The sequence below is a fragment of the Nocardia aobensis NBRC 100429 genome (assembly GCF_000308375.1).
Lineage (GTDB): Bacteria > Actinomycetota > Actinomycetes > Mycobacteriales > Mycobacteriaceae > Nocardia > Nocardia aobensis.
Genome location: NZ_BAFQ01000042.1, coordinates 57,668 through 79,478 on the forward strand (window position 1 = coordinate 57,668; position 21,811 = coordinate 79,478).

Below are 21,811 nucleotides of genomic sequence, written 5' to 3' on the forward strand. Positions count from 1 at the left end.
TCAGCCGAACCGAATGCCTTGTGCCAGTGGTAATTCGGTGGAGTAGTTGACTGTGTTGGTGGCGCGGCGCATATACGCCTTCCAGGAGTCGGAACCCGATTCGCGCCCGCCGCCGGTCTGCTTCTCACCGCCGAACGCACCGCCGATCTCCGCACCCGAGGTGCCGATGTTCACATTGGCGATGCCGCAATCGGAGCCGTCGGCGGCGAGGAACCGTTCCGCCTCGCGCTGGTCACCGGTGAAGATGGCCGACGACAGCCCTTGCGGCACACCGTTGTGCAGGGCGATCGCGGAGTCGAGATCGTCATAGGTGAGCACGTAGAGAATGGGCGCGAAGGTCTCCTCGCGCACGATCGCGGTCTGGGCGGGCATCCGGATGATGGCCGGGCGCACATAGTAGGAGTCGCCGCCACCGACCTCGACCCGCTCACCGCCGCAGATCAATTCACCGCCGTCGGCGAGCGCACGGTCGATCGCCGCCCGCATCGCGGTGTGGGCGCGGCCGTCGATCAGCGGTCCGACCAATACCGCGTCGTCGAACGGATTGCCCACGGGCAGTTGGCGATACGCCGTGCTCATCCGATCCAGCAGTGGTCCGACCACGTCCGTGTGGGCGATGACCCGGCGCAATGTCGTGCACCGCTGTCCGGCCGTTCCCGCCGCGGCGAAAACCACTGCCCGCGTGGTGAGGTCGAGATCCGCGGACGGGGTGACGATCGCGGCGTTGTTACCGCCCAGCTCGAGCAGGCACCGGCCGAAGCGGGCCGCCACCCGGGGTGCCACCGCCTGCCCCATCCGCACCGATCCGGTGGCGCTGACCAGGGCCACCCGCTCGTCGTCGACGAGCTGGGTGCCGACCTCGGCGCCACCCTGGATCAGCTGATGGATCTGCGGGTCGGCACCGACGTCGAGGGCCGCGCGCCGCAGCAGCGCATCGCAGGCCAGTGCGGTCAACGGCGTCGTCTGCGAGGGCTTCCACACCACGGTGTCGCCGCAGACCAGCGCGATCGCGGTATTCCACGACCAGACCGCGACCGGGAAGTTGAATGCCGAGATCACCCCGACCACACCGAGCGGATGCCACGTCTCCATGAGCCGATGCCCGGGTCGCTCGGAGGCCATGGTGCGGCCGTAGAGCTGGCGGGACAGACCGACGGCGAATTCGCAGACGTCGATCATCTCCTGGACCTCACCGCGGGCCTCGGCGCCGATCTTGCCCGCCTCCAGGGTGACGAGTTCGGCCAGCGCGTCCAGATTGTCGGTCAGTAGTCGTCCCAGGCGCCGCACCACGGCGGCGCGTTGCGGCGCGGGGACGGTACGCCAGGTGTGAAAAGCACTGTGCGCCTTGTCGATCGCGCTGGTCACCTCGAATGCGGAGGTGGCCGGGACGCGCATCAGCTCACCGCCGGTGATCGGTGTGCGGGCGGGCAGGTCGCCCGAGTCGACCGGGTCGACACCGAGTTCGAGCAGCAGGCGCGCGGCTCGGTCGCGGAGTTCGTCGGTGGTGGGCAGAACGGGTGCGGATGTCATGTGCGGCTCCGTTTCCGACATCGGTTCGTGGGTGACTTCGCACCGGTGGGAGATCGTTTCCGGCCCCGGCCACCGCCCGCTGGGTTAGCCTTCGCTGATGGCGGATGCACCTGCGAAACCTGTTCTCGACGATATCGATCGGCTCCTGATCCGCGAATTGATGGCCGACGGCCGGGCCACGCTGTCCAATCTCGCGGAGAAGGCCAGTCTGTCGGTATCCGCGGTGCAGTCGCGGGTGCGCCGGCTCGAGGCGCGCGGCGTGATCCGCGGATATTCCGCGAAGGTCGATCCGGAGGCGCTGGGACAACTGCTGTCGGCATACGTCGCGATCACTCCTCTCGATCCGTCACAGCCCGACGATGCTCCGGCCCTGCTGCAGCACATCCCCGGCATCGAGGAATGCCATTCGGTGGCGGGGGAGGAGAGTTACATGCTGCTCGTCCGGGTGGCCTCACCCCGGCATCTCGAACAGTTGCTGCAGGAGATCCGCGCCACCGCCAATGTCCGCACCCGAAGCACCATCATTCTGCAGACATTCTATGACAGGTGAGACCTGATCGTAATTTATCCGATTGTTCGTAGTGAAACCGTAAATATTTTCGTATCCTGTGGGTGTGACCCTCGAACTGGAGCGCCCCGGAACGGCTGACGCGGAGGTCACGAACCCGGCGTCGGTCACCGCCTCGCGCGTACACGACATCCTGTCCGCCCATATGCTCGCCGACGGTTTCGATCTGGTGCTGGACCTGCGCAGATCGCGGGGACGCAACCTGGTCGACGCCCGTGATGGCACCGTCTATCTGGATATGTTCGGCTTCTTCGCGTCTTCGGCGCTGGGGATGAACCATCCGGCGCTGGCGGCGAATGCCCGATTTCGCGCCGAACTCACCACGGCCGCACTGAACAAGCCCAGTAACTCCGATGTCTATACGGTCACGATGGCGCGCTTCGTCGACACCTTCGCGCGCGTCCTCGGCGATCCGGCACTGCCGCACCTGTTCTTCATCGACGGCGGCGCGATGGCGGTCGAGAACGCGCTCAAGGTCGCCTTCGACTGGAAGAGCCGCCACAACGCGATGCACGGCCGCCCGGCCGACCTCGGCACGAAGGTGCTGCATCTGACCGGTGCCTTTCACGGCCGCTCCGGCTACACCCTGTCGCTGACCAATACCGACCCGATCAAGACCGAACGATTCCCCGCCTTCGACTGGCCGCGCATCGAGACCCCCTACCTGTGTCCCGGTGTCGACATCGAGGCCGCCGAGCAGCGTGCGCTGGCGCAGGCCCGGGCGGCGTTCGCCGAGAATCCGTACGACATAGCGTGTTTCATCGCCGAGCCGATCCAGGGCGAGGGCGGCGACCGGCATATGCGACCGGAATTTCTCCGGCACATGCAGGAGCTCTGCCACGAGCACGACGCGCTGTTCCTCGTCGACGAGGTGCAGACCGGCGTGGCGATGACCGGCTCGACCTGGGCCTACCAGCAGTTCGGCCTGCGACCCGATGTGGTCGCGTTCGGTAAGAAGACGCAGGTCTGCGGAATCATGGCCGGCGGACGCGTCGACGAGGTACCCGACAACGTGTTCGCGGTGAGTTCACGGATCAATTCCACCTGGGGCGGCAACCTCGCCGACATGGTGCGGGCGCGGCGCATCCTCGAGGTGGTCGAGGCCGAAGACCTGGCCGCCCGCGCGAAGGAACTGGGCGCCCTGTTGCTCGACCGGCTGTGCGCGCTCGCCGACCGGCACGAGCGGCTGAGCGATCCGCGCGGTCGCGGCCTGATGTGCGCGGTGACGCTGGAGTCCGCCGAACTGCGCGACGCCGTCCTCGCCGATCTGCGGCAGCGCGAACGGGTACTGTTCCTCGGAACCGGCGAGCGCGGCATCCGGTTCCGTCCGCCGCTGACGGTCACCGCCGAGGAGCTAGAGCGGGCCGTGGATGCCCTGGATCGCGTCCTCACGGGCATGGCCGATCGGTGACGATTCCCGGCTCGCGGGAGCGTGTCCGGACCGTCGTTGTGGCACTTCACCAGCGGTTTTCTGCTGGCAGGTAGTCAATAAGGGTACTGGTCGGTAGCCCCCACTGGAATTCCGCCGGACTGCGCCACTGGTTACACTCCGGGGCATGACGAGTGTCCAGAGTCAGCCTTCGCCGGGTTCGGCGGGCGCCCCCGATATCCACACCACCGCAGGGAAGCTGGCTGATCTGCGCAATCGGCTGGAAGAGGCCCAGCACCCGATGGGTGAGGGCGCGGTCGAGAAGGTCCACGCCAAGGGCAAGCTGACCGCGCGCGAGCGCATCCTGGCCCTGCTGGACGAGGGTTCGTTCGTGGAGATGGACGCGCTGGCCCGGCATCGCAGCGTCAACTTCGGCCTGGAGAACAACCGTCCGCTCGGCGACGGCGTGGTCACCGGCTACGGCACCATCGACGGCCGCGACGTCTGCATCTTCAGCCAGGACTCGACGGTGTTCGGTGGCAGCCTCGGTGAGGTCTACGGCGAGAAGATCGTCAAGGTCATGGACCTCGCGCTCAAGACGGGCCGCCCGCTGATCGGCATCAACGACGGCGCCGGCGCTCGCATCCAGGAGGGCGTGGTCTCGCTCGGCCTCTACGGCGAGATCTTCCACCGCAACATTCAGGCCTCCGGCGTGATCCCGCAGATCTCGCTGATCATGGGCGCCGCGGCCGGTGGGCACGTGTACTCCCCGGCGCTGACCGACTTCGTCGTGATGGTCGACCAGTCCAGCCAGATGTTCATCACCGGCCCGGACGTCATCAAGACCGTCACCGGTGAAGAGGTCACCATGGAGGAGCTGGGCGGCGCCCACACCCACATGGTGAAGTCCGGTACCGCGCACTACGTCGCCTCCGGCGAGCAGGACGCCCTGGACTGGGTCAAGGACCTGCTGAGCTACCTGCCCAGCAACAACCGCGCCGAGGCTCCGCGCTTCCCGGCCACCGACCCGATCGCCGGCGCGATCGAGGATTCGCTGACCGAGGAGGACATCGAGCTCGACACCCTGATCCCGGATTCGCCGAACCAGCCCTACGACATGCACGAGGTCATCCGGCGCCTGGTCGACGACGACGAGTTCTTCGAGGTGCAGGCCGAGCGCGCGATGAACGTCATCGTCGGCTTCGCCCGCATCGACGGCCGCAGCGTGGGTTTCGTGGCCAACCAGCCCACCCAGTTCGCCGGCTGCCTCGACATCGACGCCTCGGAGAAGGCCGCGCGGTTCGTGCGCACCTGCGACGCGTTCAACATTCCGATCATCACGCTGGTCGACGTTCCGGGCTTCCTGCCGGGCACCGGCCAGGAGTACAACGGCATCATCCGCCGCGGTGCGAAGCTGCTCTACGCCTACGGTGAGGCCACTGTGGGCAAAATCACGGTCATCACTCGCAAGGCCTACGGCGGCGCGTACGACGTGATGGGTTCCAAGCACATGGGCGCCGACGTGAACCTGGCGTGGCCCACCGCCCAGATCGCCGTCATGGGCGCCTCGGGCGCGGTCGGCTTCGTCTACCGCAAGAAGCTGCAGCAAGCCGCCGCGGAGGGCGCCGATGTCGACGCACTGCGCCTCGAGCTGCAGAACGAGTACGAGGACACGTTGGTCAACCCGTACGTGGCGGCCGAGCGCGGCTACGTCGACGCGGTGATCCCGCCCTCGCACACCCGCGGCCAGATCGTCGCCGCGCTGCGCTTGCTCGAGCGGAAGATGGTTACTCTTCCGCCGAAGAAGCACGGCAACATTCCGCTCTGATCCGACGATATGTGCGGTAGCGGAGGCACACTTTCCGGATGAGTGATGCGTTCGCACCGCGCACGATCGCCGCATCCGGGCGAAGATGGTAGGAAGAGGCCCTCATTCGATGAGGGCCGCACGAATACCCTTCGCGGCGTGGGCTCGTCCCGCACCGTGAACGCCGGCCCCTCGGGTCGGCACAGAACAGGAGGAGTTGGCGCTGTGACGGCTGTGGCTGACGAAGAGATATTGCGCGCTGCCGAAGTGGATTTGGCGGTCGACGAATTCGGTGACGACGACACGAGGCTCGCATCCGTCACCGCTGCCGTCGAGGTCGAGGCCGGTCACGGACCGGTCATCCGCGTCCTGAAGGGTTCGCCCACCGACGAGGACCTCGCCGCACTGGTCACCGTGTTCGCCGCCGCGAGCGCGAATGCCGGCGCGCCGCAGGACCAGGGCCCGGTGGACAACTGGGGCCGGCCCACCATGATGCACCGCGGTACCTCGCCGTTCTCCCCGTACGCCTTCCCCTACCTGTCGCACCTCCGCGGCTGACGTGACGGGATTCGTTCTCGGTTCCGCCTCGCCCGCGCGCCTGCAAGTGCTGCGCGCGGCCGGGCTGGATCCGGTGGTGCGAATATCCGAGGTCGACGAGGACGCGGTCGCCGCGGCCCTGCCGCCGGACACTGCGCCCGCCGGCGTGGTCACCGCCCTCGCCACGGCCAAGGCTCACACCGTGGCCGCCGGCCTGATCGCGGACGCCGCGGCGTCCGGCCACGGCCCGGCCACTCCGGATTCCTACGGCATCGTCTCCGCGCGGGCTCCGCGCCTGGTGGACGACTGTGTGGTCGTCGGCTGCGACTCGATGCTGCTGGTCGGCGGCGTCCTGCAGGGCAAGCCCCACACTCCCGACGTCGCGCGCGCCCGCTGGGCCGACATGGCCGGGCGCAGCGCCGATCTGCTGACCGGCCACTGCGTGCTGCGCCTGCGGGACGGCGCGATCGTCGCCGACGCCCAGGACTGCAGCACCACCACCGTGCATTTCGCCGAACCCGGGCCGGTCGAGCTGGATGCCTACATCGCCACCGGCGAGCCACTGCGGGTGGCCGGCGCGTTCACCCTCGACGGAATGGGCGGCTGGTTCGTCGACCGCATCGACGGTGACCCGTCCAGCGTCATCGGGATCGGCCTACCGCTGCTGCGTCGCCTCCTGGGCGACGTGGGCGTCGGTATTGCGCAGTTGTGGATCGGTGCGCAGCTGCGGGCCGACGCGATTGGCTGACGGCGTCGGTAGTCGCGGCGCCGCCCCCGCCTGATCGGGGATGTGGGCGGGATCCGGCAGCGTGCTCGCCAACGCCTCCAAGTGGATCACGCACAGGTCCGGCCCCACGAACGGGTGCAGCCGGACGTTCACCGCATCGCGCCCGCCGTTGCGATCCAGTACCTCGCGCATCAGGCCCTGATGCACACCGCAGACCACCTCGGAATGGGTGCGCGCCAATTCGCGCAGCGGGCACGCGGTCAGGCGGATGTTGAGCTGGTCGCCGTTTTCGGATGCGGGATCGCGCTCGGGGGCGAAACCCAGCTCCGAGCTCACCGTCACCGCGACGTCGCGGGCGTCGTCGAGGGAGGCAATGGGCTGCTCGAGCTGTTCGACCTTGGCGCCCCACGCCCGTCCGGCCGTCACGGCCAATTCGGAACGCCTGCGGGGATCACTGCCGAGCTGATCGGCGAGCACCTGCGCCAGATCCTGATAACCGACCGATCGCTGTACCGCGGTGTATCCGATGCGCGGGCGGCCGCGGCCCCGGGGCGGCTGCTGGAATTGGCGGACGAGCGATTCCCGGGTGAGAACATCGAGATGAAAACGGACGGTGGTGACGTGCTGTCCGGTGATGCGCGCCAGTTCCTGGGCATCGAGAGGCTCGCTGGCGCCGCGTAGGATCGCAAGCAGGCGCCGTCGTGGCCAAGAATCGGACATAGCTCACCCCTCCTCCCATGTGACTTTATCGGACGACGCTGCGACTTAATCGCGCTTCATCCGATTCGTGATGTGAAACCGCCGGCGCGCATTGTTCGCACCTACGATCGGTACTGCCCAGCCGACCATCGCCTACCACGTGTGAAGGATCTTCCACCGTGCCCGTCGCTCCGGACTCTCATCCATCCTTCGGCTCTCATGCATATCCACAACGATTGGTAACCACCGAGTGGCTGTCGGCAAACATCGGTACGCGTGGCCTCGCGATCGTCGAGTCCAACGAGGACATCCTGCTCTATGACATCGGCCATGTGCCAGGGGCGGTCAAGATCGACTGGCGGGCCGAGCTTACCGATCCGCTCACCCGCGACGTGATCGACGGCGCCCGTTTCGCCCAACTCATGCGCGCCAAGGGCATCGCCCGTGACGATACGGTCGTCGTCTACGGAGACAAGGCCAACGGCACCGCCGCCGCCACCGCCTGGGTCTTCGGCCTGTTCGGACATCCCGATGTGCGGCTGCTCGACGGCGGCCGGGAGGCGTGGATCTCCGAGGCCCGCGACACCACCTTCGAGGTGCCCGACGTCGGGCTGGAAGAGTATCCGGTCGTCGAGCGCGACGACCGGGGCGGCCGGGCCTTCCTCGAGGACGTGCGCGGCTACCTGACTCGCGGCGGATCGGGCATCGGACTGGTCGACGTGCGCGCGGTGGGTGAGTACACCGGCGACGACGACCGCATCCTCGACCGCCCGGAGGAACAGTCGTTGCGCGCCGGGCACATTCCGACCGCGATCAACATCCCGTGGACCGCGGCCGTGGGCGGCGACGGCCGATTCCGCGGCCGTGCGGAGCTCGAACAGATCTACGCGCCGCTGCTCGGCGCCGAGGACACCATCGTCTATTGCCGCATCGGCGAACATTCGGCACACACCTGGTTCGTGCTGACCTCGCTGCTGGGAGTGGCGAATGTGCGCAATTACGACGGCTCCTGGACCGAGTGGAGCAATGCCGTGCGCACGCCGATCGTCAAGGGAAGTGAACCGGGTTCGGCTCCGGCCGCCGTGTCGGCGGCGGCACAGTCGGTCTAAGGTGTTGTTCACGTCACGGGGGTCCGGGCTACTGTTCGGTAGCCCTAGCCGTGTTCGGCGTCTGTTGGCACACTGCCTACACTCACCCGAGACGTAAGTTGTCCACAGCACAGGAGGCTCAGTGCCCAGCCATGCCAGCGCGCAGATCACGAAGGTCCTGATCGCCAATCGGGGCGAGATCGCGGTGCGTGTGATCCGGGCCGCCAAGGATGCCGGTATCGCCAGTGTCGCCGTGTACGCGGAACCGGACGCGGACGCGCCGTTCGTCAAATTGGCCGATGAGGCATTCGCGCTCGGAGGGCAGACCTCGGCCGAGTCGTACCTGGTCTTCGACAAGATTCTCGACGCGGCGCGCAAATCCGGCGCCGACGCGATCCACCCCGGTTACGGCTTCCTGTCCGAGAACGCGGACTTCGCCCAGGCCGTCCTGGACGCCGGGCTGATCTGGATCGGCCCCTCGCCGCAGTCGATTCGCGATCTGGGCGACAAGGTCACCGCCCGCCACATCGCCGAGCGCGCGCAGGCCCCGATGGCCGCGGGCACCAAGGATCCGGTGAAGGACGCGAACGAGGTCGTCGAGTTCGCCGAGCAGTACGGCGTCCCGGTGGCCATCAAGGCCGCCTTCGGTGGTGGTGGCCGCGGCATGAAGGTCGCCCACACCATCGAGGAGATCCCGGAGCTGTTCGACTCCGCCACCCGCGAGGCGACCGCCGCCTTCGGCCGCGGCGAGTGCTTCGTCGAGCAGTACCTCGACAAGGCCCGCCACGTCGAGGCCCAGGTGCTGGCCGACAAGCACGGCAACGTCATCGTCGCCGGCACCCGCGACTGCTCGCTGCAGCGCCGGTTCCAGAAGCTGGTCGAGGAGGCGCCCGCGCCGTTCCTGTCCGACGAGGTCCGCGCCAAGATCCACGAGTCCGCCAAGCGGATCTGCAAGGAGGCCGGCTACTACGGCGCCGGCACCGTGGAGTACCTGGTGCAGGGCGAGACCGTGTCGTTCCTCGAGGTCAACACCCGCCTGCAGGTCGAGCACCCGGTCACCGAGGAGACCTCCGGTCTGGACCTGGTGCGCTGGCAGTTCCGCATCGCCAACGGCGAGGAGCTGACCATCACCGAGGACCCGACCCCGCGCGGCCACTCGATCGAATTCCGCATCAACGGTGAGGACGCCGGTCGCGGATTCCTGCCCGCACCGGGCCCGGTCACCGTCTACAAGGAGCCGTCCGGCCCCGGCGTGCGCGTCGATTCCGGCGTGGTCGCCGGCAGCGTCATCGGCGGACAGTTCGACTCCATGCTGGCCAAGCTGATCGTCACCGGTGAGAACCGCACCCAGGCGCTGGAGCGGGCCGCGCGTGCGCTGGCCGAATACGAGATCGAGGGCCTGGCGACGGTGCTGCCGTTCGACCGCCACATCGTGACCAACCCCGCCTTCGTCGGTGACGGCACCAAGTTCGACGTCTACACCAAGTGGATCGAGAACGAGTGGGAAAACACCATCGAGCCCTACACCGGTGGCCAGCCCATCGAGGACGAGGAGGAGGGTGCGCGCCAGACGGTGGTCGTCGAGGTCGGCGGCCGTCGCCTCGAGGTGTCGCTGCCGGGCCAGTTCAGCGTGGGCGCGGGTGTGGCCGCCGCCGGTAACAACGGCGCGGGCGTGATCCGCAAGAAGCCCAAGCCGCGCAAGCGTGGCGGCGCGGGCGCCTCGGCCGCCTCCGGCGACGCGGTGACCGCGCCGATGCAGGGCACCGTCGTGAAGGTGGCCGTCGAAGAGGGCCAGTCGGTCGAGGCGGGCGATCTGATCGCCGTGCTCGAGGCCATGAAGATGGAGAACCCGGTCAACGCGCACAAGTCCGGTGTGGTCACCGGCCTGGCCGTCGAGGCCGGCGCCGCCATCACCCAGGGCACCGTGCTCGCCGAAATCAAGTAGTACCAACAGTTTTCGTCGAAGGCCCCGCTCCGATTCGGAGCGGGGCCTTCGACGTTTCGGCCGTGACGTGTGGCAGCCCTGTGCCGGTCGGCGTGTATCCCGGCGGGCAGGCGGCGACGGCTCGCCGGCGGCCGACGCGGGACGGGGTTATCGTGCCGCGCCCTCGCAGGCGGTGGTGTCCTCGGCGCAGGAGACCCGGTCGGTTCGCGCAGCGCCGTGACTGCCCTTCTTTGCCGGTGCGGGGTGGTGCTCCTCGGAATGCGCTGCGGGATGGGGAAATTGGAGCGGCGGCGGCAGAATGTTCGTCGGGAAGGGGAGCGTCCAGCGCGGTGGGATGACCGTCGTGGTGTATTCGGGTTCCGGGGTGGCCGGCGCCGCGGTGGTCGGCACGGGAGTGTTCACCTCGGTCCGGGTGGTCGACTGCTGGTCGGACGGAGTGCGGGAGCCACTGCTGAGCAGGGCCGTGCATCCGGCGACGACCGCGAGGGCGACGATGGCGGCGCCGATCAGTGCGGCGGCGAGGGCGAGCGTCGGGCGTCGTGGCGGCGTGGCCGGAACATGCTGTGCCGGAACCGATTTCACCGGAAAAGACGTGCTACCGACCAGAGTGGGCCGAGGGTTGCCAACGTCCGACGGATTCGGCCGGGCGGACACCGCGCGATCTGCCGGTGACGCCGGTGAACCGACGGGTGCGCTCGCGTCCGGCAGGACACGAGTAGCCCGCACCGGGGCAGGCGGCCGGTCGGCTGCCGGCCCCGCGGGTTCGGAGCCGACTCTTCTCGTTACGGGTGCGGGCCCGGGGTGCCCGTATGCGGCGGGCGCGGGGCCGGAGTAATCCCTCGGAGCAGCCGGCGCGGCGTCCTGCCGAGTCGCCGCGAAGGCGGGGCCGGACGGTCCGGTCGCCGCTGGTGCAGGGCTGATGTACCTGGTCGCGGATCCCGACCCCAGCCGCGTCGTGGATCCCTGTTCGGATTGCAGCAACGGCGGTGTGCGATCGGAGATCGTCATCCCGACGGCGGCCCGGGCCGCGGCCGCCAACTCACCCGCGGTGCGGTACCGGTCGTCGGCACGCTTGGCCATACCTCGCGCGACCACCGCGTCGAGGGCGGCGGGGATGTGCGCATCGGCGGCGGAGGGGCGCGGCGGGGCTTCGTGCAGGTGGGCGTGCAACTGCCGCACGGCGTCGGTATCGCCGAACGGCCTTCGCGCGGTGAGACATTCGTACAGCACGCACGCCAGCGAGTACACGTCCGAGCGGGAGTCGCCGTGCCCGGTGAAGCGTTCCGGCGCCATATAGGCGAGCGTGCCGACCGTGAAACCGGTTGCGGTGATGGTGGTCTGCCCGGCCGCGCGGGCGATGCCGAAATCGATGAGATAGGCGAATCCGCTGGTGTGCACGATGATGTTGGCGGGCTTCACATCTCGATGCACCAGCCCGGCCGCGTGCGCGGCATCGAGTGCCTCGGCGATCTGGGAGGTCAGCTCGATCGCCTCCGCCGGCTCCATCGCACTCGACCGCACCAGCCGCGCCAGGTCCACGCCCGGGATGTAGGCCATGTCCAGATACAGCCGTCCGGCGTATTCGCCGAACCGATGGATCGGCGCGATGTGCGGATTGTCCAGATGCGCCCCGATCCGGGCCTCCCGCTCGAACCGCCGCCGGTAATCCGCGTCCTCGGCCGCACTCCCGGACAGGATCTTCAGCGCGACGGTCCGCGCGTCCGCCGGGTCGTACGCCAGCCACACCTCCCCGGCCGACCCTCGGCCGAGCAGTCGATCGAGCCGGTACCGCCCGAATTCCCGCGCGGTCATCACATCCGCCCGATGTGCGTGGTGTTCGGCCGAAAGCCGCCGGGGACACCGCCGCTCGGCGGGCTCGTCCGCGTCCGGAGCCCCGCGTCGCCGATCTGCGGTCGCGTCTCGGAACTCGGCTGTGGGGCTCGACCCGACGACGCTGCGACGAGCGGGGCGGCAGCGGTGCCGATGCCGCGCTGGCGGAACATGAGACCGACGATAGTGCGGATAGGCGGTCGGCGGTACCGCGGGTGGATCGGGCCCGCTCACCGGCGCGCAGCGCGGTAATCTCGTGCCATGGCTGATTCTCCCGACGTCCGCATCGGTACCGCGGAGCGCGAGCAGGCGATGCAGCGCCTGTCGGAGCACTTCGCCGCCGGTCGGTTGTCGGTCGCCGAGTTCGACGAACGCAGCGGCCTGATCGCCGCGGCGGTGACGCGTGGTGATCTGGCGTCGGTGTTCGGCGACCTCCCGGCCGCCGTACCGGAGCCGCCGGAACCGCCGGAACCGGCCGCCGCCCAGCCGGGCGGGCGCCGCGAATTCGCCGGTCCGATGATGGGCCTGGTGGTGATCCTCGCGCTGGTGTTGTTCTTCACCACCCATACCTGGCTCTGGTTCCTGCTCATCCCCGCGGCCGGCATCGTCACCGGCGGCCTGCAGCAGCGCGGCCACGATCGCCGGCTCCTCGGCGGCGACGATCACCGCCTGCTCGACCGCCGCCGTCGGCGCGACCGTCGCCGGAGGTTCTGATGGAACCGATCGAGATCAACGCCGGCAGTTGGTATCTGCGCGCGCTGCGTGCCGACGACCGCATCGACGACCGCCCGGCACTGGCCGACGGCGGCATCACCGAGCCCGGATATGTCGAACGCCGTGCCCGCGAATGGGCCGAGCAGACCGGATATTCGTGGGCGGTGTGCGAACCCACCACCGCGGAACTGGTCGCCGAGATCGTGGTGACGCCTCGAGCCGATGGCACCGCGGAGATTTCGGGCTGGTCGCGTGCGGGCTACGATTCCGCGCTGCAGTCCGGTCTGACCGCGGTGAGCCGCTTCGTCGCCGGAGCGCTGGGCCTGCAACCTTTGTGATTTCACCGAAAACGCTGTACCGCAGTGTTTTTCGCGGCGGGTGGCCGGGACGACCGATTAATTCGGTGGATTGCCGGGTGCCCGTACCCGTACCGTGAGGACTCCGAAATCAAGCACTGGGGAGGTGCGCGATGTGGGAGTGGAGTAGATCGGTCGCGGAACGGGCTACCGCGACAGCATGGACCCGGTCGGCCGGAGAACCGGCGCCGACCGTCGTGGATCCGGAGGTCTGGGCCGAGCGGCCGGGGGAGCCGGCTCCGGAAGAGGTCGGCGAACCGGCCTCCGACGCCGTGATGGCATTCGGCGGTGCGAGCGCGATGGTGCGCTCGATCCAGCTGCCGGAGTACGACCTGGCCCGATGAGAGGTCGCACTCGCCGGGTGCGGAGGTTCGTTGCGGAGCGGCATATCGGCGGCCGCAACCCGCTGGAGTAGCCTGCGAGGCGTGCAGAGGCCACCGTTGGACGCCGATATCCTGCGACATGCCGTCGCCGAACAGCCCGACCTGTCGTTCTTCTCCCGTATCGATGTGGTGGAGTCGACCGGTTCGACCAATGCGGATCTGATCGGTGCCGCCGGCGATCCGTCCTCGGATCGACGGGTGCTGGTCGCCGAATATCAGGACAGCGGCCGCGGCCGTCACGAACGTTCGTGGGTGAGTCCGCCGCGCGCGCAGATCGCGATGTCGATTCTGGTGCGCCTCGGCGGTATCGAACCGGCCGTCCTCGGCTGGCTGCCGCTGCTGACCGGTGTCGCCGTCGTGGACGCGGTCCGCGAAACCACCGGCCTGGACGCGAACCTCAAGTGGCCCAACGATGTTCTGATCGGCGGCCGCAAGGTGGCCGGCATCCTGGCCGAGGTCGCCTCCGGTGCGGGCGCTCCGGCGGTCGTCGTCGGCGTCGGGCTCAATGTGAGCCTCACCGAGGAAGAACTGCCTGTGCCGCATGCCATTTCGCTGACCCTGGCCGGCGCCGAGAACGCCGATCGCAACGCGTTGGTCCTCGCCCTGCTGCGCGCCTTCGCCCGCCACTTCACCGAATGGCGGACGGAGAACTGGAATGTCGGCGCGCTGGCCGACGCGTATCGTGCCCGCTGCGCCACCCTCGGCGCGGACGTGCGGGCGGAATTGCCGGGCGGCGAGGTCCTCACCGGTGTGGCCACCGATATCGACGGCTACGGCCGCCTGATCATCGGTGGCCGTTCGGTATCGGCGGGCGACGTCACTCATCTTCGCCCGGCGTAGCGCGACGAATCAGGGGGTAGGGTTCGAATATGAGTTATCCGGAGGAGCTGCTCGCGCCGGACGAGCAGCTGCTACTGCACCGTCATCCGCATTGGAAGATGTTGTTCTTGCCGGCGCTCACCTTCATCCTCGCCACCGCGCTGGCCGGATTCCTGAGCGGGCTGGCCTGGCGCAACACCGAGGGCACCACGCGCAACATCGTTCTCATCGCGATCGTCGTGGTGTGGGCGCTGCTGGTCGTGTGGCGTTGCCTGTCGCAGGTGATCCGTTGGAAGTCAACGCATTTCATCATCACCGACCGGCGGGTGCTGGTACGCGAGGGCGTACTCACCCACACCGGCATCGATATCCCGATGAACCGCATCTCCAGTGTGCAGTTCCGCCACGGGTTGTCGGACCGGTTGCTGGGCACGGGCACGCTGATCATCGACGCCGCCTCGGGGGATCCGTTGGAATACGACGACATTCCGAACGTGCAGAAGGTGCATTCGCTGCTGTACCACCAGGTCTTCGACAACCCGCACGGCGATCCGGGCCACGACCAGTATCAGGACCCTCGTTACGGCCGCCGTCGGTAGCGGCCGCCGTGGTTCGGTGGCGCACGCCCGATCGGCCCGGTTCGCCAGTAATCTTGTGCTGTGACCGCCGTACTGCTGGCCGAGGACGATGAGGCCATCGCCGCTCCGCTCTCGCGAGCCCTGGGGCGCGAAGGCTATTCGGTAACCGTCGAGAGTTTCGGCCCCGCCGTGCTGCGCCGGGCGCTGGAGGGGGAACACGATCTGCTCATCCTCGACCTCGGGCTACCCGGTATGGACGGCTTGGAGGTGTGCCGCCAGGTACGTGCGCGGGGCGCCGATCTCGCGGTGCTGATGTTGACCGCCCGTACCGACGAGGTCGATTTCGTGGTGGGTCTCGACGCCGGCGCCGACGACTATGTCGGAAAACCGTTCCGCCTCGCCGAACTGCTGGCCCGCGTGCGAGCCCTGTTGCGGCGCAGTGGCATCGGCGACGAGGCGGTGGAGATCGGCGGTGTGCGGCTCGAACCCGCGGCGCGCCGGGTTCTGGTCAACGGCCACGAGGTGAATCTCGCCAACAAGGAGTACGAACTGCTCAAGGTGCTCATCGACCGGGCCGGGCAGGTCGTGCCGCGCGAGACGATTCTGCGCGAGGTGTGGGGCGATGCCGATCTGCGCGGCTCCAAAACCCTCGATATGCACATGTCCTGGCTGCGCCGCAAGATCGGCGACGAGGGCCCCGTCGCGGAGCGGCGCATCGTCACCGTGCGTGGTGTCGGTTTCCGCTTCAACACCGATTGATCGCCGATGCGGCGCCGAATTCTGCTGTCCATGCTGGCGGCCCTGACCCTCACCACCGTGGTGCTGGGTATCCCGCTGGCGTTCACGGCGTGGCAGTGGGTGGCCGATATCACCCGCAGCGACCTGCGCGCCCGGCTGGATCGCATGTCGGTGGAGATCGTCGGCCAGGAGCGTGACGACGGATTGGTCCACGGCGTGCTCGACCTGCGCTCGGTGCGGCCGCTGATCCCCTCCGGCGGACGGTTGACCATCATCTATCCGACACCCGAGGACGCCGCGCTGCGCGTGGACGCGGGTGCGCCGGAGGTCGAGAACCCGGTGGTGGAATCGCTGTCGATGGGCACGTCGGGCTCGTTGCGACTCGAGGTGCCGGCCGCCCCCATGCATTCGATGCAGCGGCAAGCGGTGGGCGCGGTGGCGCTGGTGGCCCTGGCCTCGCTGGCCGCGGGCGCCGCGGTGGCGGTGGTGACCGCGCGACGGGTCGCCGATCCGCTGCGCGATGTGGCCGCGCGCGCCGCGCGGCTGGCGAAGGGCGATTTCCGGCCCGATCCGCGCCGGCACGGGATCACCGAACTCGACCGCGTCTCGGATGTGCTCGATTCGGCGACGGTCGAGATCGCGGGCCGGCTGCAGCGCGAGCACGCCTTGGTCGCCGATGTCTCCCATCAGTTGCGCAGTCGCCTGACCGCGGTGCGGCTGCGTCTCGACGAATTGTCGGCGCATCCGGATCCGGCGGTCGTCCAGGAATCGGAGGAGGCGATGGCGCAGGTCGACCGGCTCACCGAGGCGATCGACGAATTGGTCCGCGATTCCCGCGACCAGGACGCCGCCGATCACGAACCGGTTCCGGTGGTCGCCGAATTGCGCGGGGTGGTCGCCGAATGGCGGCATCCCTTCGCCGAGGCCGGGCGCAAACTCGTGCTCTCGGGCGATCCGGGCCTGCGCGCCCCGGTGACCGGATCGCGGTTGCGTGAGGCGGTGGCCGTGCTGGTCGACAACGCGCTGGTGCACGGCGGAGGTGACTGCTCGGTGTCGGTGCGCACGGTCTACGGCGGCCCCGACCGGGAACCGCTGGTGGCGGTGGAGGTGGCCGACGAGGGCGAGGGGGTCAGCGACGAACTGGCGCCGCACATCTTCGACCGCGGCTTCTCCGGCGCCGGATCCACCGGAGTGGGGCTGGCGCTGGCGCGCGCGCTGATCGAAGCCGACGGTGGCCGCTTGGAACTCCAGCGACGGCGTCCGGCGCTGTTCGCGGTATTCCTCGGTAAGCCGACCGCGGGGCGGTCGGGTAACGGCGTCATCGGGGAGCCCCGCTGAACGACGGGTTCAGCTGAAGCCGAGCGGTTTCTCTTCCTCGTACAGCTCTTCGAATTCCTCGACCAGCGCATCGATTTCGTCGGGGAACACCCAGCGCTTCATCGCCCAGAATCGGAACACCATCTGCAGGATGTTGCCGATGACGAAGGCGCTGACGAAGTCGGCGATGTTCTCCACGGTCAAGCTGACATCGGGGACGTGCAGGTGGAAGAAATACCGCGAAACCCACAGCGGGAGATTCGACAGCAGCACTCCGATGGCGCTGACCATGAAGAACAGCAGGGCTTCGTGGTGTTTCTCACGACCGCCGCGACCCTTGAACGACCATTCCCGGTTCAGGATGTAGGACGCGATGACCGCGATAACCCCGGAAATGATCTTGGCCGTGATCGGTTTCGACTCGAGAACCGTCAATTTGAGGATGTAGAAGATTCCGCTGTCGATGACGAAAGTGGTCGCTCCGACAATCGCGAACTTGATCAGCTCGTGATGACGAATAGCGAGGTCCCGTAGTGTTTTGGGGAGGATGTTGACCACATCGTCGACAAATGGCACCCGGTGAGTCTACGTCCGTCCCGCGATGGGCAATCAACCCGCACTCACTCCCGCGTGTGGGCGCATGACAACATGGTGGGCTGTGAGCGAGCGTAGTGGGCCATCGATGGACCCTTCCACCGGGGTGCAAGAGGTTGCCGAAGGTGAACCGATGCCGGTTTCACGCAGTTTCGAAGGTGGCGGAATGCCGACCGTCGCGATGATCGGCGGCGGCCAGCTGGCGCGGATGACGCATCAGGCTGCCGTGGCGCTGGGACAGTGCCTGCGGGTCCTGGTCGAGCGACCCGACGATCCGGCGGCTCAGGTCAGCCCCGAGGTGGTGCTCGGATCGCACACCGATCTCGCGGCGCTGCGCAAGGTTGCCGTCGGTACGCACGCGGTGACCTTCGACCACGAACATGTGCCGACCGAGCATCTGCTGGCGCTGGTGGCCGAGGGTGTGAACGTGCAGCCGCCGCCGGCCGCGCTGGTCTACGCCCAGGACAAGCTCGCGATGCGGCGCAAGCTGGCCGGGATGGGCGTGCCGGTTCCGGCGTTCACGGCGGTCGAGGCCGTCGCGGACGCCACCGGATTTCTCGCCGAGCACGGTCCGTTCGTGCTGAAGGCGGTGCGGGGCGGCTACGACGGGCGCGGCGTGTGGATGATCGACGACGCCGCCGAGGCCGAACGCATCGTCACCGATCAGCTCGGGCACGGTGTGACATTGCTCGCCGAGCAGCGGGTGGATCTGAAGCGTGAGCTCTCCGCGATGGTGGCGCGCTCGCCGTTCGGGCAGGCCGCGGCCTGGCCCGTGGTGGAGACCGTGCAGCGCGAGGGGCAGTGCGCCGTGGTGATCGCGCCCGCACCGGAGCTCTCGGACGAGGCCGCGACCGAGGCCGAATCGCTGGCCCTGCGGCTGGCCGCCGAACTCGGTGTCACCGGTGCGATGGCCGTGGAGCTGTTCGAGACCCACGCCGGTGACCTGCTGGTCAACGAGCTGGCCATGCGCCCGCACAATTCCGGGCACTGGGGGATGGACGGCGCCGTCACCGGACAGTTCGAACAGCATCTGCGCGCGGTGCTGGACTATCCGCTGGGCGCCACGACGCCGCTGGCGCCGGTGACGGTGATGGCGAATATCCTCGGCGCGGCCGAGGCGCCGGCGATGTCGATGGACGAGCGGCTGCATCACCTGTTCGCCCGGATCCCGGAGGCGAAGGTGCACCTCTACGGCAAGGGCGAGCGCCCGAAGCGCAAGATCGGGCATGTGAACATCCTCGGTGACGACGTGACCGAGGTGCGGGAGAAGGCCGAACGAGCGGCGCACTGGATGTCGCACGCGGTGTGGACCGATGGATGGGATCCCCATGAGTGACAGCTCGGTGAACAGCACAGCACAGGTCGGTCTGATCATGGGCAGCGACTCCGACTGGCCCACGATGGAAGCGGCCGCGGAAGCGTTGGCGGAGTTCGGGATTCGCTTCGAGGTCGGTGTGGTTTCGGCGCATCGCACGCCGCAGCGCATGCTCGACTACGCCCGCGAGGCCGCCGGTCGCGGCGTCAAGGTGATCATCGCCGGTGCCGGCGGCGCCGCCCACCTGCCCGGTATGGTCGCCTCGGCCACGCCGCTGCCGGTGATCGGTGTCCCGGTCCCGCTGAAGTACCTCGACGGCATGGACTCCCTGCTGTCGATCGTGCAGATGCCGGCCGGCGTCCCCGTCGCCACGGTCTCCATCGGCGGCGCCCGCAACGCGGGCCTGCTGGCCGTCCGCATCCTCGCCGCCGCCGATCCCCAGCTGCGCACCCGCATGGAACAGTTCCAGGCCGACCTGGAGAAACTGGTCCTCGACAAGGACGAAGCCCTGCGCACCCGCCTGCTGGGTTAGTCGTCGGCGCGCCCGGGGCCTCCCGGTACGGCACGGCTACCGTTGTGGGGTGCCCAGCGACAATTCGACCCCCGTTCGCGCCGCCGACGCCGCCGAGTTCCGGCTGGCCGTGGTCGATCACGCGTTGCGGCTGTTCGCGGAGCAGGGGTACGAGGCGACCACGGTGGACGAGATCGCGGAGGCGGCGGGGATTTCGCGGCGGACGTTCTTCCGGCAGTTCCGGTCGAAGGAGGATGTGGTCTTCGCCGACCACGAGGAACAGCTCGCCCGGGCGAAGGCGTATCTGACTGCGGCGCAGGGTGATCCGTGGGATGCCGTGCGGGAGGCGGTGGTCGGGATCTTCGAGCGGTTCACCGAGACCAGGGAATTGGCCGCGCGCCGCTATCGGGTCGTCCGGCAGGCGCCGGCGTTGCGTGATCGCGAGATCGTGACCGTCTTCCGGTACGAACGGCTGTTCACCGACTATCTGCGCGATCGGCTTCCCGAGGTGCCCGATCTGGCGCTGATCCAGTTCAGCGCGGCCGTCACCGCCACCCACAACTATCTGCTGCGCCGCATGGTGCGGGGTCGATCCGAGGCGAGCGCGGCCGATCTGCGCGCGGCGGTGCGGGCGATCGCGCCTCCCGGTCCGGCGCCGGATCCGGCCGAGCTGGTGGTGGCGGTCTTCCCGCGCGCGATGCCCGCCCGGCAGGTCGCCGACCTTCTGGCCGAACGCCTCGATAATCTGTGAGCGGGTTCGGTGAATCCGACGTGTGGCACTGAGTGCCAGGGCGGATTCCCGGTATCCCCTCACGTTGTCGCCCTTCGGCGGCGTATACTCGAATGCGACTGGCACTGAGTGCCGAGGTGCGCCAGTGTAGTGCCGGAATTCGCGGACCAGGCGAACCGAAACCCCACGACCAGGAGTGAACCCATGGCGGGCAACCCCGATTTCGATCTGTTCAAGTTGGACGACATCCACGACGAGCTGCGCGCGGCGATTCGCGGCCTGGCCGAGAAGGAGATCGCCCCGCACGCGAAGGATGTCGACGGCAACGCCCGGTTCCCGAAGGAGGCCCTGGACGCGCTGAACGCCGCGGGCTTCAACGCGGTCCACGTCCCCGAGACCTACGGCGGCCAGGGCGCCGACTCGGTCGCCACCTGCATCGTCATCGAGGAGGTCGCCCGCGTCTGTGGTTCGTCCTCGCTGATCCCGGCCGTGAACAAGCTCGGCACCATGGGCCTGATCCTGCAGGGCTCCGAGGAGCTGAAGCAGAAGGTGCTGCCCGACCTCGTCGAGGGCAAGATGGCCTCCTACTGCCTGTCCGAGCGCGAGGCGGGTTCGGATGCGGCCTCCATGCGCACCCGCGCCAAGCGCGACGGTGACGACTGGGTGATCAACGGCTCCAAGTGCTGGATCACCAACGGCGGCCAGTCCACCTGGTACACCGTGATGGCCGTGACCGATCCGGAGAAGGGCGCCAACGGCATCTCCGCGTTCATGGTGCACAAGGACGACGAGGGCTTCGTGGTCGGCCCGCTCGAGCACAAGCTGGGCATCAAGGGTTCGCCGACCGCCGAGCTGTACTTCGAGAACTGCCGCATCCCCGGCGACCGGATCATCGGCGCCGAGGGCACCGGTTTCAAGACCGCGCTGCAGACCCTCGACCACACCCGGCCCACCATCGGTGCGCAGGCCGTCGGTCTGGCGCAGGGTGCGCTGGACGCCGCGATCGCCTACACCAAGGACCGCAAGCAGTTCGGCAAGGCCATCGCCGATTTCCAGAACACCCAGTTCATGCTCGCCGATATGGCGATGAAGGTGGAGGCCGCGCGCCTGATGGTCTACACCTCGGCCGCCCGCGCCGAGCGCGGCGAGAAGAACCTGGGCTTCATCTCCGCCGCCTCCAAGTGCTTCGCCTCCGATGTGGCGATGGAGGTGACCACCAACGCGGTGCAGCTGTTCGGTGGCGCCGGCTACACCACCGACTTCCCGGTGGAGCGGATGATGCGCGACGCCAAGATCACCCAGATCTACGAGGGCACCAACCAGATTCAGCGTCTGGTCATGTCGCGTCAGCTGCTGCGCTGATCGCACGGTCGCGCGAGGGCGTGGGCGGTGCCGGTGCCGACTCGGCACCGCCCGCGTCACCTTGTGACATCGAACCGAAGCGGCCGGGGCTCGTGGCGCGTCGCGCGCGCCGGGTTGTCAGGGCGCGTTACGGTATCGAAGCGCCGAATTCAGTGAATTACCGGCAATTTTCGCTGGTAGAACGGTAGTGCCCAGAAAATCTCTGCGAAGTACTTTCATCTGCAATTTCAAATGTTCGTTCAATCGCAATCGGGCGAATTCGGAATTGTCCCAACGGCTTTCGCAGCGCAATAT

22 protein-coding genes are annotated in these 21,811 nt (G+C 68.3%); 18 read left to right on the forward strand and 4 right to left on the reverse strand.

From position 1 onward, the window contains the following. Complete coding sequence (gene amaB, locus RJ03_RS05340; RefSeq protein WP_036498414.1) at window positions 1–1,530, reverse strand: L-piperidine-6-carboxylate dehydrogenase; 1,530 nt, start codon at window positions 1,528–1,530, stop codon at window positions 1–3. Window positions 1,531–1,627: 97 nt separating this feature from the next. Between amaB and RJ03_RS05345 the strand changes: the two genes are divergently transcribed. From RJ03_RS05345 to RJ03_RS05365, 5 genes are all read left to right on the forward strand, one after another. Then, complete coding sequence (locus RJ03_RS05345; protein ID WP_036498415.1) at window positions 1,628–2,080, forward strand: Lrp/AsnC family transcriptional regulator; 453 nt, start codon at window positions 1,628–1,630, stop codon at window positions 2,078–2,080. 64 nt (window positions 2,081–2,144) lie between these two features. Continuing rightward, window positions 2,145–3,509, forward strand: coding sequence for an L-lysine 6-transaminase (gene lat, locus RJ03_RS05350; protein WP_051024349.1), 1,365 nt, complete (start codon window positions 2,145–2,147; stop codon window positions 3,507–3,509). 145 nt (window positions 3,510–3,654) lie between these two features. Next, on the forward strand, window positions 3,655–5,295 hold the full coding sequence (locus RJ03_RS05355; protein ID WP_036498416.1) for an acyl-CoA carboxylase subunit beta: 1,641 nt from the start codon (window positions 3,655–3,657) through the stop codon (window positions 5,293–5,295). Window positions 5,296–5,499: 204 nt separating this feature from the next. Beyond that, a complete protein-coding gene (locus RJ03_RS05360) occupies window positions 5,500–5,832 on the forward strand; it encodes an acyl-CoA carboxylase subunit epsilon (protein ID WP_036498417.1) in 333 nt (110 codons plus the stop codon). A 1-nt stretch (window position 5,833) separates the two neighbouring features. After that, window positions 5,834–6,559: a nucleoside triphosphate pyrophosphatase gene (locus tag RJ03_RS05365; RefSeq protein ID WP_036498418.1), complete on the forward strand. Its 726-nt coding sequence runs from the start codon at window positions 5,834–5,836 to the stop codon at window positions 6,557–6,559. On the opposite strand, the gene RJ03_RS05370 is transcribed toward RJ03_RS05365, so the two are convergent. Then, window positions 6,467–7,258 (reverse strand): helix-turn-helix transcriptional regulator, encoded by a 792-nt coding sequence (locus RJ03_RS05370; RefSeq protein WP_036498419.1) that lies wholly within the window; start codon window positions 7,256–7,258, stop codon window positions 6,467–6,469. The two genes, RJ03_RS05365 and RJ03_RS05370, sit on opposite strands and share 93 nt — an antisense overlap. Window positions 7,259–7,416: 158 nt before the next feature. On the opposite strand from RJ03_RS05370, the gene RJ03_RS05375 reads away from it, so the two are divergent. Together RJ03_RS05375 and RJ03_RS05380 are read left to right on the forward strand one after the other, a co-directional pair. Then, a complete protein-coding gene (locus RJ03_RS05375) occupies window positions 7,417–8,346 on the forward strand; it encodes a sulfurtransferase (RefSeq protein ID WP_036498420.1) in 930 nt (309 codons plus the stop codon). A 121-nt stretch (window positions 8,347–8,467) separates the two neighbouring features. Further along, the gene (locus RJ03_RS05380; protein WP_036498421.1) at window positions 8,468–10,270 is read left to right on the forward strand and encodes an acetyl-CoA carboxylase biotin carboxylase subunit; all 1,803 of its coding nucleotides are present in this window, start codon (window positions 8,468–8,470) and stop codon (window positions 10,268–10,270) included. A gap of 147 nt (window positions 10,271–10,417) precedes the next feature. On the opposite strand, the gene RJ03_RS34825 is transcribed toward RJ03_RS05380, so the two are convergent. Next, window positions 10,418–12,082 (reverse strand): serine/threonine-protein kinase, encoded by a 1,665-nt coding sequence (locus RJ03_RS34825; RefSeq protein ID WP_051024346.1) that lies wholly within the window; start codon window positions 12,080–12,082, stop codon window positions 10,418–10,420. A gap of 279 nt (window positions 12,083–12,361) precedes the next feature. On the opposite strand from RJ03_RS34825, the gene RJ03_RS05395 reads away from it, so the two are divergent. The 7 genes from RJ03_RS05395 to RJ03_RS05420 all read left to right on the forward strand — a co-directional run bounded on the left by RJ03_RS05395 (window position 12,362) and on the right by RJ03_RS05420 (window position 17,026). Next, on the forward strand, window positions 12,362–12,814 hold the full coding sequence (locus RJ03_RS05395) for a DUF1707 SHOCT-like domain-containing protein (protein ID WP_036498423.1): 453 nt from the start codon (window positions 12,362–12,364) through the stop codon (window positions 12,812–12,814). Continuing rightward, on the forward strand, window positions 12,814–13,152 hold the full coding sequence (locus RJ03_RS05400) for a hypothetical protein (RefSeq protein ID WP_036498424.1): 339 nt from the start codon (window positions 12,814–12,816) through the stop codon (window positions 13,150–13,152). Before RJ03_RS05395 ends, RJ03_RS05400 begins: the two co-directional genes overlap by 1 nt. Window positions 13,153–13,283: 131 nt before the next feature. Further along, a complete protein-coding gene (locus tag RJ03_RS36975; protein ID WP_157163352.1) occupies window positions 13,284–13,514 on the forward strand; it encodes a hypothetical protein in 231 nt (76 codons plus the stop codon). Between the two features lie 81 nt (window positions 13,515–13,595). Beyond that, on the forward strand, window positions 13,596–14,393 hold the full coding sequence (locus RJ03_RS05405) for a biotin--[acetyl-CoA-carboxylase] ligase (RefSeq protein WP_245552189.1): 798 nt from the start codon (window positions 13,596–13,598) through the stop codon (window positions 14,391–14,393). A 29-nt stretch (window positions 14,394–14,422) separates the two neighbouring features. Further along, the gene (locus RJ03_RS05410; protein ID WP_036498425.1) at window positions 14,423–14,971 is read left to right on the forward strand and encodes a PH domain-containing protein; all 549 of its coding nucleotides are present in this window, start codon (window positions 14,423–14,425) and stop codon (window positions 14,969–14,971) included. 60 nt (window positions 14,972–15,031) lie between these two features. Further along, complete coding sequence (locus RJ03_RS05415; protein ID WP_030513615.1) at window positions 15,032–15,709, forward strand: response regulator transcription factor; 678 nt, start codon at window positions 15,032–15,034, stop codon at window positions 15,707–15,709. Between the two features lie 6 nt (window positions 15,710–15,715). Beyond that, complete coding sequence (locus RJ03_RS05420; RefSeq protein WP_036498426.1) at window positions 15,716–17,026, forward strand: sensor histidine kinase; 1,311 nt, start codon at window positions 15,716–15,718, stop codon at window positions 17,024–17,026. A gap of 9 nt (window positions 17,027–17,035) precedes the next feature. On the opposite strand, the gene RJ03_RS05425 is transcribed toward RJ03_RS05420, so the two are convergent. Beyond that, window positions 17,036–17,581 (reverse strand): GtrA family protein, encoded by a 546-nt coding sequence (locus RJ03_RS05425; RefSeq protein ID WP_036498427.1) that lies wholly within the window; start codon window positions 17,579–17,581, stop codon window positions 17,036–17,038. 151 nt (window positions 17,582–17,732) lie between these two features. Here RJ03_RS05425 and RJ03_RS05430 point away from each other — a divergent pair, with 151 nt between their 5' ends. The 4 genes from RJ03_RS05430 (at window position 17,733) to RJ03_RS05445 (ending at window position 21,517) form a co-directional block, all read left to right on the forward strand. Beyond that, on the forward strand, window positions 17,733–18,935 hold the full coding sequence (locus RJ03_RS05430; RefSeq protein WP_036498459.1) for a 5-(carboxyamino)imidazole ribonucleotide synthase: 1,203 nt from the start codon (window positions 17,733–17,735) through the stop codon (window positions 18,933–18,935). Then, complete coding sequence (gene purE / locus RJ03_RS05435) at window positions 18,928–19,446, forward strand: 5-(carboxyamino)imidazole ribonucleotide mutase (protein ID WP_036498428.1); 519 nt, start codon at window positions 18,928–18,930, stop codon at window positions 19,444–19,446. Before RJ03_RS05430 ends, purE begins: the two co-directional genes overlap by 8 nt. Before the next feature lie 49 nt (window positions 19,447–19,495). Further along, window positions 19,496–20,176 (forward strand): TetR family transcriptional regulator, encoded by a 681-nt coding sequence (locus RJ03_RS05440; protein WP_036498429.1) that lies wholly within the window; start codon window positions 19,496–19,498, stop codon window positions 20,174–20,176. A 183-nt stretch (window positions 20,177–20,359) separates the two neighbouring features. Next, the gene (locus RJ03_RS05445; RefSeq protein ID WP_036498430.1) at window positions 20,360–21,517 is read left to right on the forward strand and encodes an acyl-CoA dehydrogenase; all 1,158 of its coding nucleotides are present in this window, start codon (window positions 20,360–20,362) and stop codon (window positions 21,515–21,517) included. Window positions 21,518–21,811 lie beyond the last annotated feature (294 nt).